Genomic DNA, 14,565 nt, shown 5'->3' with positions numbered 1-14,565 from the left:
TCAAGTCCTCAAAACATGGTCGCCGGGGATGAGTTTTTGAAGCGGATATGGCAGGTCACGCAGAGTTTGGTTTTGACAATTTCCCTGACCAGCTGGCTGGCGGGAGCACCGTGTGGGCTGTGGCAGGTCACGCAGGTCATCATGCCGTCCTCGATGGTCGGCAGTTCATCGGGAATAATGGTGTTGCCCCGGCGTGCATAGAGACGCACGGGATGCGAGGTGCCAAGGTTCGTGTTCGAGTGGCAGCTCAGACAGAGCTCAATGGTGAGCTCCTGTGGTTCTCTCAGGCGCGGGTGAGTACCCATTTCCCCTTTATCCCGGTCCTGCGGCTCCGAGCCGCCGGCCAGATGGCAACGGCGGCATTGTTTTTCAAAAAAAGGCGGATGCGTGAATTTTTGGGTCAGCCCCTGGTTGAAAGTGTCGACGTGGCACCTTATGCACTGATCGTCTTCACTTTTTTCCTCGGGCAGCACCCAGGTCGAAGCCGAAAAGGCTCCGAAGAGAATCCCGGTGAGCAGCAGCAATGCTGGTAAAAGCAATTTCATAAAAGGCAACTCTCTGCGGCAGCTTGCGGGCGGATAAAGTCCCCCTTGAATTTTTTACTCCACCACCAGAAACTGCTGGACCCGGTTGTTTTCCCGATCGGCGATAAAGACATCGCCCGTATCGCTGATGCTGATCCCCTCGGGGTAAAAGAGTTGACTGTCGTTCCAGCCCATCCCCAATTTGCGCCCGAGAAAGGAACCGTCCATGCCGATAACGGCCAGGCCGCTGCCATACTGATCAACGAGATAAACATGCCCCTGGTTGTCGGCTTCCAGGGTGCTGGGGAAATTCATGTGTTCCTTCAGGCTGCCGGTCAGGGGGACAAAAGAGTCCTCCCCCTTTTTAGCCAGGTAGACCACGGCGGTGACGCTGTCGATCAAAAAGACATTGCCTTGCCGGTCAACGCTGAGGTCGGAGATGAAGCCATAGTCCTCGGGAAAGGGGATCTGTTCCTGCACCGTGCCGGCACTGTCGAGCCACAGCACTCGCTCGGAAAAGATATCCAGGATGACTATCCTGCCGTCCTGGGTGATGCGCAGGCTGCGCGGCACCACCTTGCCGGAAGCCAGTCCCTTGATGTCCAGATTCCCTTTTAAGGCGCCGTCGGCACCAAGGCGGACGATGCGGCGGTCTTTGCCGTCGAGAACGAACAATTCACCGTTGCTGCCGATCTGCACTTTGACCGGATACATACGGTCGACCGAAATAGTGGCACCGGGGGTGACAACCCCGTCCTTGAGGGTGAAACGCAAAAGGCGCCGATTGTCGCTGTCCGCCACCACGATAGCGTCCTCCTTTACGGCTACAGAGGAGGGACCGTTCATGGGTTTGCCTTCAGCGTCGGTATAGAGGGTCTGAATATATTTGAGTTTCACCGTGCTGGCCGCCGAAGCGACCAGGGGAAGCAGAAACAGCATCAGAGTCAGAATGACGATCCTCGCTGGTTTCATGATTACCTCCGATACTTGGTGTGACACTGAATGCACAGGTCGTTGATGGTTTCGTAGTAGATGAAGTGCTTGTACTGGGTCCCGTGCGTGCGGTGGCAGCTCAGGCAGTCCAGGGTCAGGTTCCGGTTGCGCGGATCGACCACTTCGCTGCCGATGGGGTGCGTGGAGTGGGTCTGCCAGTCGTGGCATTGGCCGCACAGGTCGACGGTCTTGGGCTCGGTGAGAATGAAGCGGTTGTTGGAGCTGTGCACCGAATGGCAGGAGCTGCACTCACCGTCGGCGATGGGCTGATGCTTGGTCTGGCTGCGCTCCTGGCGGGCAATAGTGTCTGCATGGCAGCTGCCGCACACGTTGAGCATGGGGCCGGCCATCAGATTGGCTTCCGAAGAGGCGTGGGGGGCATGACAGTTGATGCAGCCTTTTTTGTCGGCCAGGGGCCAGTGCAGACGGTCTTTGTTGAAGGTGTCGTTGAGCATCTCGTAGTGGCAGCCCTGGCAGAGCTCATATCCCGGTTTCAGGGTAGCGAAGGGGGTCGCCGAGGAGGGATCTTCGTGGCACTGCTTGCACATCCTCTTCTTCAGGGGCTCGTGCACGTTGTCGTAGAGAATGGACTGGCTGTTTGAACCGTGAGGATTGTGGCAGGAGGAACAGTTGGCCTCCTGCACCGGATAGTTGAGATGCTGGCTCTTGAAGGTGCCCTTGTTGGGGTCATGGCACTTCAGGCAGAGCTTCGGCGCTTTTTCCTTCAGCAGGGCAGGGCCAGCCCCCGAGGCATGGGGGTTGTGGCAGGTGAGGCAGTCCTTTTCCACGGGAACGTGTTTTACCTTGTTCTGGGAAATGGCTTTGCCGAGGTCGGCGTGGCAGTCGAAACAGAGGGCGCTGCCGCCGCGAATAAGATTGTTGCGGTTGTCAGCCGCATGGGGATCATGGCAGAGAGCACACTGGCCCTCGACCACGACCTGATGGATGCTCTTTGACCCATCCGGAATCAGGCCCTCGTGACATTTGCTGCAGATTTGATTGGGTGCCGCCGCCATCAGTTTACCGTGATCGGCGGCATGCGGGTTGTGACAGCCTGTGCACTCTCCCTTTTTCAGAGGAGTGTGGATATGGGGTTTTTTCAGTTTATCCTTGAAGGCCTCATGGCAGCTCAGGCAGAGATCGCCCCGGGCTCCCTTGGCCAGCTTGAGTTGGGCGTCGCTGGCACCCAGCGCGGTCTGCGCCATCAGGACAAGGAGTGCGAAAAGAATCAGTATCAGGTTCGTTTTCAGGTTCATATCGTCCCCCTCACTGCTCGACAAGGTGGCAGGGTTCACAGGATCGTGCCGCAAAGGGCGCATGCATGACATCCTTGAAGTATTGCGGATCTTTGGAGGCGTGCGGGTTGTGACAGGTGACGCAGTCCATGACCTCGGTGGCGATGCCCGCATGCGCCTTGCTGAAGGAGTCGACATCCGTCTCATGGCACTCGGCGCACAGGCTGTGCTGCGGCGCCGTCAGCAGGCGAACCTGCTTCGACAGGTGCGGTTTGTGGCATTGCAGACAGTCCTGGGCGACCGGCGAATGCGTCCGTTCGTTGGCCATCTTGTCCTTCAGGGTCGTATGACAGGAGAGACAGAGGTCGATGCCGGTGGTGAGCAGCAGCCCAGGCAGCGCCGTTCGGTGGGGGCTGTGGCACTGGCTGCATTCGCCGTTGGTAACCGGAGCGTGCTGGCTCGTCGCCGAGGACAAGGCTTCGTTCAGATCACCGTGACAGGCCGCACACACTGTTTTCTGTGCGTCGGCGAGCATGCCGCCGTAGGGGCTGGCATGGGGATCGTGGCAGATGAGACAATCCCTGTCCTTGAAGGGGGAGTGCTCCAGTTCTCTGTTCGGATTGTCCATCAGGGTCTCGTGGCATGTCACGCAGAGATCGGCACCCTGGGCCCGCAGAAAGCGTGCATCCGCGCCGCCGTGGCCGTTGTGGCAGATGGTGCAGCTCCCTGATTTGACCGGCTGATGGATGACCGTCTGCAGGAATGATCCCTCCAGCTCGGCATGGCACTGGTAGCACAGGGCGTCCGCCCGCTGGGTGAGCATGTCGGGGGCGTTGGAGCCGTGGGGATTATGGCAGGTACTGCACATTTCTTCGGTGGCCGGCTGGTGGGGTTTCGCCAGCTTGGCAATCGCGGTCTTGACGTCGGCGTGGCACTCAAGGCACTGCTTGCCGTCCGGCAGAGCGAGGAGACCGTCGTGCAGACCGGCATGGGGTGAATGACAGGACAGACAACCTGTTTCCGAATCGACCGGGGCGTGTGGGCTGGTGAACTTGGCGTTTTTCTCGGCATGGCAGTCGAAGCACAGCTGGTTGCCCGGGGCCGTAAGCAGCACGGCGTTATCCGAGGTATGCGGGGCGTGGCAGGAGAGACATTCGCCCCCCTCAAAGGGTGAATGCAGCACCGTGCCGCCGCCCTTGAGCTCTTCCTGGTCATGGCAGTTCTGGCAGAGCTCACTGCCGGTCTGGGTCAGGCCGAAGGGTTCCGCCGAAGTGGCGCTGTTGTGGCAGGCGTCACAGCTGGCTTCGGCTACCGGCGAGTGGACACTCCCCTTGAGAAGGCTGCCCAAGTCACTTGAATGGGGATCGTGGCAGAGCGTGCACGACTGCTGTTCCACCGGATAATCGCCATGGGCCTGGCGGAAAGCTTTGTCCCCCGGGTCGTGACAGGAAAGACAGAGCTTCAGGGGATTCTCCGTCAGCAGGTTCGGCTCGGGGGAACCGTGAGCCATGTGACAGGCGCGGCATCCCTGGTCCTTGATGACGCCGTGTACCTCCTTGCGGGAGAAGGGCTTCCGATCGTGGCACTGGAAGCAGATATCGCTGCCGCTGGCGTTCATCATGAAGGGGTTGTCCGAGGCATGAGGATTGTGACAGGTCGTGCATTGCCCCTTGCGCACGGCGCTGTGGACGCCCTTCTTGTCCAGACCCAGATCTTCCTGGCTATGGCAGGGGAAGCAGACCTTGTTCCCCGATTCCTTCAGCAGCAGCTTGGGAATGATGCCGTGCGGCAAGTGGCATTCCTCGCATTTCTGCTGCTTGACCACCGGATGAACATGCTTCTTGGACAAAAAGTCTTTGTCAAAGTCCTTGTGACAGTCGATGCAGCCCTGGCGGCTGAAGGAACGCTTGGCCGCCTCGGCCTCTCCGACGGTGATTCCCGTAGAGAGGGCGATGACCACCGCAGACAGGACTGCCACCCATACCCTGTTTTTTCCTGACGATAAGCTCATGGTCCAACCTCGCTCAGAAAATAACCTTGTCAATGATTGTCTGGTATCAAACCGGTTACCCTTAAAGTCTTTCACGAAGCCTGCCCGCTCAGATAGATGCGGGTATCGTAGGCCTCTCTGAGTTTGCCGATCCACATCTCCAGGGTTTCCTCGACCTTGTTCTGGAAAATGATCTGCCTGATCTCCTCTCGAACCTGGTCGTATGGCTTCGGTTCAGGCGGATAGACCTTTTCAAAATAGAGGACGTAGAAAAATTTATCGGGGTCACTGAATACAATGGCGTCACCGGTGCGATAGGAACCGCCCTCTTTCTGAAGATTGGCAGGCAGGGACGTCAGACTCAGAATGCTGTTGCCGAAAGTGAGCAGATCCTTGTTTTCCACAGGCACCAGCCCGGACGAGTTGGCGGCCACCCATTTGAAATCGCTCCCACCCTGCAGCTTTTTCAAGGCTTCGCGGGCGTCGTTCTCACGGTAGAAGGGGAGGGACTTGACCCGCAGCATGGTCGGAGTGGAATATTTCTGGACATTGTCGTCGTAATACTGGCGAATTTCTTCTTCGCTGATGGTCACATCGGGCACGACGGCCTTCTGCACAAAGTTGTCGAACAGGGTCCGGCGCTCGAATTCCTCCACCTCCAGGCGGTAATCCTGCTCCTTGTCAAGGCCGAGATTTTTGGCGACCAGAGTGCCGGCCCGGCGGAAGAGGATATCGGTGAGAATCTGTTCTTTCTTGGCGTCCACCTCCTTGGCGTCCAGGGCGATGTCCGTACCATGATAGAAGGTACCGTTCAGTCTGCCGGCGAACTGAGCCACGGTGAGGGTTTCGGGCTCAGCCCCCTTGATCGTGGCGAGCACGCGGTTGTCCGTCAGCAGGGGGGCCAGGGCTTCCCCGAGTTTGATCTCCGGGTTCTTTTCCTTGATCTTGGCGAAGTCGATAGCGGCTTTCGCCTCTTTGTTGAATACGGCTTTTTCGTCGATCAGCTTGGAAATGTACTTCTCCCCCTGGCTGGCAACCTGGGTATCCCAGACGTTTTTGCGGGCGAACTGCAGGGCGGCAGGGTCTTCATGGAAACGTTTGTCGACCAGGCGGAAGATGAGGAAGCCGTCCGCCTTCGTGTAAATTTTGCTGACATCCCCCGCCTTCATGTCCTTGGCATCGGTGGCGATCTGGGGGAGCAAATCTTTGAAAGAGGTATATTCCGCATCGGTTTCCTTGATGGCCTTGCCCTGGGCGATGGCTTCCTTGATCAGGGCGTCGAAGGATTTCTTCTCTTCCAGAGCCTTGAGGAGCGCGACGGCATCCTCTTGTTTGGAGAAGCGGTAACTTTCAAATTTCCCTTCCAGTGAAATATCCCGGTAAAGTTTGTCTGCTTCTGCCTCGTTTAAGGTCAGGCCTTTCAGTTGCGCATTGAGCAGAGCGTACAGCAGGGTCTTTTCAGCAAAGGCGTCAACCTGCTTGCGTACATTGGCGGTCTGATCCAGGCCAATATTGCGGGCTTCGAGTTCGACCAGGCGCACCGCGATGAGGCGGTCCAACAGGTGTCTGGCATTTTCAGTGAGGGTGGCATGGTGATTTTCTTCGGTCATATCACCATAAGAAGCCTTTAAGTCCCGCGAAAACTCGGCCATGACGATGGGGTCCTGGTCGACCTCGGCCACGGGAGTCTCACCGTACCAGAGCGAGGAGAGGGGGACATTCACCAGCAGGTTTCTGTCCTTATCGATACCCGCAGTCGTCATGCGCTCCACACGCACATCGGTTTTGCCCTGCGAGCGTTCGCTGATCACCTTGTCGAGTTCGCGGTTGAAGGTGTTGGTCAGGGCCTTGGCCGCTCCTTCGGTCGGCAGGGGCATTTCCTCGTGAACCGGCGTCAGGGCAGGTGTCAACTGGCCCAGCAGGATGGGATGCTCATTGACGAAGGCGACGGGGGTACCGGCAAAGTTCGGTGAAAAAATCGGCACCTGCAGGCTGAGGGTGGCGTTATCGTCCAGTGTTACCTGGTTGGCTTTGTGCTCTTCGGCATGCTGGGCATCACCGAACGCGAAGGCGGAGGTAAGGGGAGCGAAACTGAGGGCAAGGGCGAGAGAGATGAGACGGAACATTTTTTTCATGAAAGAACCTCTTGGTCAGTTGTTGACGTTAAAGGACTAATTCTAATGAAAGCGAAAAACGTACCATGTTCTCTTACTTCTCCTTAAAGAGACGCGAGGTAATATTTGTGGACAGGCCCCGGGCAAGGCTGTGGGCGGAAAGAACCCGGCCTACATCAAAAAAATAAACACCATCGTCACCTTTGGCACTGCTGCGGGACCACCAGATGACCTGGCGATTTGCCCCATCAAAGACCTGGGTGGAGAAGTCGACCTTGGCATCTCCCATCTGATCCTGATAGTCGAAGACCTGGCCGGAAAGTATGAGGTCAGCGCCGAGGGACGAGGGGCTGGCCAGAATGTCAGAGACAGCCAGGGAGGGTCCGGCCTGCATGATCAGTCGATATTTGAGCAGATGCTCCCTCACCAGGCCTGGCTCGAAAACCCGCACGTTGTCCAGGGTGTGCAGACTCTGCAGAAGGTGCAACGGGAGGACAAAGCCGGCGTTCTTGCGGGCGTATTTGTTCAGGAAGGGCACGATCGCCACCGAAGTGCTGGCTTCAGGGTCGAAATTGGGGGCGCGGAAGAGTTCAGCCGGGCGGTATTTTCCCTTGCTGGCCGCCTCCTTTTGCGGCTTGCCGGCCAGGTAAGCGTCGAGGGAATCAAGCAGAGCCTTCACGGTATGGTCCAATAACCGCTCATGGGAGGTGATGCGCCCCAGGCCCAGAAGCCCCGGAGCATCATCGCCCGTGCGGACATCGCTGTTTATCCAGGCTACTTCAGGCCGCTCCCCGCAGCGCACCAGTCGGGTCGACAGGGCCAAGCGAGGTGGCGCCGCTTCCTGGTAGCTTTCCAGTGAGGTAATAAGGACAGCCTGCGCTCCTGTTTCTGCGGCAAGGGCACGGGACATCTCCTCCCCGATCCCACCGGTATAGCGCATGCGATGGGTTTTCATGAAGTCGACCAGGGCCTGCCGGGGCAGCAGTCGGTACCCTCGCAAGGCCAGGTTTTTCTCGATAAAGTCGCCGATGTCGTCGACGGGAGCTTTGACGCCGGTGAGATTTTCCACGGGCAGCACGGCGATGAGAGTGTTTTTGTCGATGGCAGGAGTGATTTTCACTTCCGCCGACCAGGGACTTTCCTCCCTATTGCCCTCGCCATCAATGGCTATCACTTTGATCCGGTAGTTTCCCGGCTTGTGTGGGGCCCAGCGCAGTTCAGGCGAAGCGCCCTTCTGAATAACTTGTTCTTTATTGTCCTTGAGCGTTCTGAACTCGTAGGAAACAGTGCCCAGGCCGCCGGAGGCAATCGCATTCCAGACGAGTGGCTCACCCAGGGCCGGTCGTGAGGCGGGCGCGGCGGAAGTTAGAGACTGCAGGGAAAGGGGTGGGACGACTTCCTTCCAGGGCGACCAGGGACTTTTTTTCTCGTTGCCCAACTGGTCGACAATATCCACCCGCACGCGGAAGAAGCCGGGCTCCCCAGGTTCCCAGGTCCAGGTGGTGTTGCGGCCAGTCTGCACCTTCTCCACGTTGCCGTCGCGTTTATCCAACCAGAAGGTTGTGGCCAACGACCCGACACCGCCGCCGGCTTCGACACCCCAGGTGACAGGGCGGCGCAGCTCATATTGGTCCGAAATGTTGTCGGGAAGGGGAAGGGATACCTGCAGCGGTGGTGCGATGCGATAGGCGGCAGACCAGTCTGTCGCCGTTTCGTTGCCAAGCGAGTCGATGGCCCGAACCCGCATCTGGAAGAGGCCGGCCTCTTCCGGCAGCCAGGTCCAGCTGGTCTCGGGCCCAGTCTGCATGGTGAGAACATTACCTTGCTGGTTTTTCAGTTCAAAAACCGTATCGATAGGGGCGATGCCGCCACTGACGTCGACGGACCAGACAACAGGGCTTGTCTGCGCGGCCTGCGGAGAGGATCGGTCGGCCCCCAGAGCGGCCAGGGTGAGGGGCGGTTCGAGCCGGAAGGGCTCGGTCCACTCGCTGACAGTTTCGTTGGCAAGGCCGTCCGTCATCCGTGTCCGTACCAGGTAGGTTCCCGGTTTCTGCGGCACCCACGTCCAGCGGGTTTCCAAGGCGAAGGGTGTCACAACCGCTGTGCCCTCCTCATCTTGTACCTCAAAGGCGAATCGGCGCTCGCCGACACCGCCCGAGCCCGCGGTCGTCCAGGGGACGCTCAGCGTTCCTGCTACCTGTGGGAAGGGGACGGCTGTCCAGGGCTTTTCAGCCACCAGCGGCGGCATGACCGCGTAGGGCTCGGACCAGTCGCTGAGAGCTTCGTTGCCATGCGAGTCCGTCACCTGGGCCTGTATCCGGTATTCACCTTCTTCGGCCGGCCACCAGAACCACTCGGGTTCATGAATGGTCTCAGGGGGTTGGGCGGTCGCGTCATGGCGGGCCAGGTTGAAAGTATAGGTCTTGGGGCCGACACCGCCAATGGCCTCCACGGACCAGGCTACCAGCCGCGTCATGGCGGCCTGTGGCGCAGGACGGGAAGGGCGGGGCGTTTCGATTCGCAGAGGCGGGGCGATGCCGAAAGGTTCCGACCAATCACTGACGGTTTCATTCCCTTTGGCGTCCGTCACGGTGACTCGTACCTGATGGGGGCCTGGCACTTCGGGTGTCCACACCCATTCGGGCTGTGGGCCGCTTTGCGTGTCGATAATGTTGCCGTCCGGCTGACGCACAGCAAAAGCGTAGGTTTTGCCGTCGAAGCCGCCTTCGGCTCGCACCGTCCAGGGGACTTTGACGCTGCCCAGCATCCGTGGCGGAGCGATGACCGTATCCGGGCGACTCACTTCAAGGGGAGGCACAATGCGGTAGAGGGTGGTCCAAGGGCCGGTGCGACTGTTGCCCTGCTCATCACGGGCCACGACCCGCACCTGGTAGAGCCCCTCTTCCTGCGGCTGCCAGCGCCAGTTGGCTTCAGCGCCGCTCTGCATCATTTGGGGTGCTTCACCGTTGCGGATTAGTTCAAAGGTCAGGTTGAGATCGCCGATGCCGCCGGTCGCCCTCACCGACCAGTCGATGGGGAAACTGCGAGCCGCCTGAGGAGGTTCACGGTCGGGACGGGGGATGGCGATTTCCAGCGGTGGCGCGATGCGAAAGACGCGAGACCAGTCGCTCGTTGCCCGGTTGCCCAGGGCGTCGATGGCCAGGGCGCGAACCCGATAGTCGCCGGCTGTCTCGGGACGCCAGATCCAACGGGTGTTCAGACCCGTATCCACCCGCTGCACCGTCTTGCCGTCGCGAGACAGTTCAAAGGACAGCTCGATGGGGGCCTGCCCCCCTTGCGCCGCCGTACTCCAGGTCACGACACCGGTGCCGACTGCCAACGGAGAGACTTCCCCCGTTTGCGGGGAAGACAGTCGCAACTCTTCAACGCTCTCCGCCGGGACAGCGGCAGCGGTCGGCTCCTGTGCGAAAGCCGTGGACGCCAGCAGAAGCAGGGCGGCCACAGCGGCACGAAGCTTATTGGAAGAGCTGATCGAGCAGATCATTGACTGCCTCTTTAGTCACTTCGTTCATGGGATCGCCGGCGCCGCCGAAGAGGCGGTCGGAGAGGGTAATGCCGCCCTTGGTGGCAGCGCCGGACCAGACGACCGTGCCTGTTTCGACCTCCATCATCTGCAGACTCAGCGAGATGATGTTGGCCTGGGTCTGGCCGGAGCGAACCTGGCCGTATTCCCGCAGCACGCCGGTAATGACGGCGTCGACGCCGAGGATTTTACCGATGGATTGGATCTTGTCCGCCGGTGGTTGGGTCGGCTGTGGAATACCGGCGCGGTCGATCCCTCGCTGCACCTCGCCGGGGGGCTGCACGTACATGGCTTCCGTCGCCAGCAGCATGCCCATAAAGGTGTCGCGCACCCGGGCCGAAGCGTCGTCGTCCGTCGTCAGATTTTCAAAGGGGAGCACGGCGACACTTTGGACCGCGCCAAAGTTCATGGTGGCGTTTTTGTAGGTCGCCTCCGAAGAGGCGCAGGCAGCCAGAGAAAGCGCCAGCAGCAATAGGGGGAAGATTCTGGACAGTGTGGAGAGTTTCATGGCAATCCTCTTCATTTGGTGAAACGGGCCAGGGTGATACGGGCCGCCGGGCGGCCTTCCTGAAAAGCCTGTCATCAATTGGTGTAGATGCGAAAATTCACCATGACGGACTGGTAATCCGTCATTTCCTCGCGGACTTCCTGGCGGCCGATATTATACAGCACCCTCAGCGTGGCCGAATCCGTCACGCTCCAGGTGAGGCTCGGCGAAAAGCTGCGGCGCCTGTCGTCGTCCGTATCGCCATCCTCGTAATAGCTCAGGTTGAACTGCAGGGTACCGTCGCGCAAGGGGAGCCAGCCGACTCCGTATTCCCAGTACGTGTAGAGATCGCCTTCACTGCGCCGCTGCCGCACCTCGCCGTTGAAGCTGAGATTGTCCGTGGGGCTCCAGGTTGCCCGCACCCGACCAGTTTCACCCCTTTCTGTCGGCTCGTCCTCCTTCTGCTGCCAGCGGATGGAGTAATCGGCGATGAGGGTTAAGCGCGGGTGGGGGATGAGGCTGTTCTGCAGACGCACAAAAAAGCTGGAGCTGTCCTTGCCGGTGACGGGATCCTGCCAGTTGTAGCCCTGGTCGAAGGAGAGGTCCCAACCGGTATACATAGCGGCGTTGGTGCGCAGGATGATGGCGTTGTTGACGCTTTTCCCTTCCGGTTCCTCCGTGCGCATTCCACTGTAAGTCAGGCTCTGGTTCAGGGTCGGCAGATAGCGCCCCGACAGCTGGGCGCTGTAGCTGGTGGTGGCGGTATCATGCTTCCACTGTTCCCAGGCATCGCTGCGCAGCAGGCGGGTTGTGCCGGAAAAGATCGGATTGAAACGGTGGATCAGGCTGAGACTGTTGCTCAGACGAGCCCTTGCGTCGTCAAAGAGATCGGTTTCACGGTACTGGTAGCTGCTGTCGAAGAGCACCTGGGTCTTGTCGGTCGCTTTCCAGGAGAGACCGGCGTTGAGGCTCTGATAGGTCGAGATGATCTCGGTGATATCGGCAGGAGGAATGACGAAGGCGCGCATATCCAAAACCACAATCTCATCTGTGATTCCCGAGGAGACGGGAAGGGCAAAGGTCGTCACTTTGATGAACTCGGCATTGACCTGGCTGGCGAGGTCGATGCTGTACAGGTTGTTAAGTGGGTCCCACAGGTGCGTGGCGCCGATCTCCGTCCAGTTTTCCTGGTCATTGCTGATAAAGACGCGGAAGTCAAAGGAGGTGGACGTCAGCTGATCCAAGGTTGATTCGTTGGCCTGCAGGAGTACCTCCAGGACATCGACTTGAATGTTTTCGCCAAAATCCAGCCCCAGGCTGATCGGGGTCGATGGTCCTGTTGAACCGAGATTGATGGTGGTGAAAGGTTCTTCGCTGGTCGGGGTGTAGGGCGTCAGGGCCAGGTTGGTGCTGGTGGGGTCAGAGTCATTGAGCAGAAAAAAGCCGGCGCCAATGGGGAAGGTTCTGATTCTGGGCTGTGTTGCTCCGCTGAACTCCACCATGGATCGTTCCATGCGGGCCCCGGCGCTGACAGACAGGCGATTGTCCAAAAAGGTGCTGGCATAGCGCACCCGGCCATTATGGGTTTGTGTCAAGGCTTCAGTGTCGGCTATTTTTTCCTGTTCGTCACTGCGCAGATAGCTGTAAAGAAATTCGAGATCCTCCCAGGTGTATTTGCTGCTCAGTCGATAAACCTGGCTTTCATTGTCATGAGTCAGCGGTTCATCATGGCGGAGGGTGCGGGCGTAGTCGAGTTCGAGGGTCGGCAGATCGACGGGGCGCCAATAAAAACGGCCAGTGGTCGTTTCCGAGAAGTCTCGTTGTGTGGCATTGCCCGTTGTTTTCGTTTTGGCCTCCCGTTCCTCATAGCCGCCCGACAAGGTGTACAAGGGTGTCAACCATTGCAGGTTGACATAAGGGCGGACAGTGCTTCCTTCTGTGCGGGTATCTCCCGAGTCGGATTCGTTGCGCTGGTCGTTGTCTTCCAGTTGGGCGCCACCGGTCAGAAAGAGGGTGGGGCCGAGCTCCTGGGTGAGATCCAGACGGTAAATCTGACTGAGACGTCTGGATTCCGAGTCGGTGCGCTCCTGTGTCAGGCGATCTTTCGTTTCGGAGCTGGTGTTGGAGTAGGTCCAGTCGCCGAGCAGACGCAGATTGCCGGCGAGGCTGGATGAGGGTATTGAGAACCAGGCCAGCAGAATCAGGTTGAGGAAGATGAGGATAGCGATTCTGGACATGTTTGTTTCTAGTCACCCATGAGAACGGCGGCATAACTGCCGCCATCTGTTTCGATCAAGCCAAGACGTTTTTTGCTGATCAGGTCGTATTTGCCCAGACGGCCATCACGACCCGAGACCACAAAGAGAGCGTTTTCTTCCGTATCGACGCTGAGCCAAGCGGCATCACCATCGGAACGCAGCGAGTCGATGGGCAGACTGACCTCTGCATCGACAAAGGCCACTTCTCCGGACTTCATCCCCACGTAGACCATACCGTTATGGGGATTGACAGCCAGGGAGCGGGCCCCATAGCCTACCAGGATGCGATCGCGCAGGGCCAGTGACGAGGAGTCGACTACCAGCAGATTGGGCGAATCGGCCGTGAGCAGGTAAAGGGTGCGGCCATCGGGACTGGCGGCGCCGCGGATTGGTGAAAATTCCAGGTTCACCGAGGCGATGATCTCCTGCCGCTTTAGATCCACCATGGCGAGGGCGTTGATTTCAGGCTGCAGCAGGTAAGTAATGGCGTTGGATGTAGCGAAAAAAACGGACCTGGGCGATGAGGACAACAACAGGCGGCCTTGCTCATAGAGGGGATCGGCGTTGAGGATGCTCAGGCTGGAGGTTTCCTCGTTGACGGCCACCAGAGTGTGACCGTCAGGCGACAGCGCCAGCTCGCTGGGGGCGTCTCCCGGGCGCAGGCGCAGTTTGTCCTGGATCTTTTCGTTGGTCACATCGATGGCGGCAATGCTGTCATCCCCCGCCAGGGCCACGTAGGCCCGGCGCTGTTCTGCATCGAGCACCAGTCCCTGAGGCTGGCGGCCCACCGAAAGGACAGAAACCACCTGGGGGGTTCTCTTTTCAAAAACGCTCAGGGTACCAGCGGCGCTGTTGCTGACGAAGCCTTTCAGTTCCGGGAGCGCCGGCTTTGGCAGCCATAGACTAAAGGTCGGTGTCAGCCGGTAGCCGTCGGTAATCAGGCGCTGGGGTTCAAGGGTCAGAAAGAGGGCCAGGGTTTTCTCCTGAGAGATACGAAAGTCTTGCTGAAGGACAACAGGTTCGTCGGGTACCAGTAACGAGGTGATTCCTTCATCCGTGTGCAGGTCGGCGGCGGTGACGCGCAGACTCAACCCCCGGTATTCGCCGGGCGGCAGGGCCGCGCTCAGCAGGCGTTTCTGCAAAGCAAGCAACTCATGGCCCTGCAGAAAAATAGGGGGGGTGTCAAGATGGATATTGCTGCCGTCGATGCCGATGGCCTTGAAATCAGCCAGTGTTAAAGTCAGATTCTGAGCCTCCTGCGGCAATGTTTGCAGATACAACCGCAGACCATGGCTCGGTTCGCTGACCGGAATAACGGGTACCGCCGCCGGCAGGCTGCAGGCCGCCACCAGGAAGGACATCAGTATCACTTTAAGAAAAAGGCATCTTTTCAAGCCAAGCTCCATGTTTTCGCGGGAAA

General features: G+C 59.0%; 9 protein-coding genes. All 9 read right to left on the bottom strand.

Annotated features, from left to right (window positions below; genetic code table 11):
• Positions 1–8: 8 nt before the first annotated feature.
• On the bottom strand, positions 9–545 hold the full coding sequence (locus AOP6_RS08470) for a cytochrome c3 family protein (RefSeq protein WP_155876316.1): 537 nt from the start codon (positions 543–545) through the stop codon (positions 9–11).
• Positions 546–599: 54 nt separating this feature from the next.
• Positions 600–1,496 (bottom strand): NHL repeat-containing protein, encoded by an 897-nt coding sequence (locus AOP6_RS08465; RefSeq protein ID WP_155876315.1) that lies wholly within the window; start codon positions 1,494–1,496, stop codon positions 600–602.
• Positions 1,497–1,498: 2 nt separating this feature from the next.
• The gene (locus AOP6_RS08460; RefSeq protein WP_155876314.1) at positions 1,499–2,773 is read right to left on the bottom strand and encodes a cytochrome c3 family protein; all 1,275 of its coding nucleotides are present in this window, start codon (positions 2,771–2,773) and stop codon (positions 1,499–1,501) included.
• A gap of 10 nt (positions 2,774–2,783) precedes the next feature.
• On the bottom strand, positions 2,784–4,730 hold the full coding sequence (locus AOP6_RS08455) for a cytochrome c3 family protein (RefSeq protein ID WP_213194525.1): 1,947 nt from the start codon (positions 4,728–4,730) through the stop codon (positions 2,784–2,786).
• A 104-nt stretch (positions 4,731–4,834) separates the two neighbouring features.
• Positions 4,835–6,877, bottom strand: coding sequence for a peptidylprolyl isomerase (locus AOP6_RS08450; RefSeq protein WP_155876312.1), 2,043 nt, complete (start codon positions 6,875–6,877; stop codon positions 4,835–4,837).
• Between the two features lie 73 nt (positions 6,878–6,950).
• Positions 6,951–10,361, bottom strand: a complete 3,411-nt coding sequence (locus AOP6_RS08445) for a hypothetical protein (protein WP_155876311.1) — start codon at positions 10,359–10,361, stop codon at positions 6,951–6,953.
• Positions 10,333–10,908, bottom strand: coding sequence for a GNA1162 family protein (locus AOP6_RS08440; protein ID WP_225897259.1), 576 nt, complete (start codon positions 10,906–10,908; stop codon positions 10,333–10,335). The genes AOP6_RS08445 and AOP6_RS08440 overlap by 29 nt, the downstream gene beginning before the upstream one ends.
• Positions 10,909–10,982: 74 nt before the next feature.
• The gene (locus tag AOP6_RS08435; protein WP_155876309.1) at positions 10,983–13,124 is read right to left on the bottom strand and encodes a hypothetical protein; all 2,142 of its coding nucleotides are present in this window, start codon (positions 13,122–13,124) and stop codon (positions 10,983–10,985) included.
• Between the two features lie 8 nt (positions 13,125–13,132).
• Positions 13,133–14,539, bottom strand: a complete 1,407-nt coding sequence (locus AOP6_RS08430; RefSeq protein WP_155876308.1) for a hypothetical protein — start codon at positions 14,537–14,539, stop codon at positions 13,133–13,135.
• Between the last annotated feature and the right edge of the window lie 26 nt (positions 14,540–14,565).

Source organism: Desulfuromonas sp. AOP6 (genome assembly GCF_009731355.2).
GTDB lineage: Bacteria > Desulfobacterota > Desulfuromonadia > Desulfuromonadales > SZUA-540 > SZUA-540.
The sequence above is the reverse complement of the archived record's forward strand: the minus strand, read 5'-3'. Positions and strand labels throughout refer to the sequence as shown.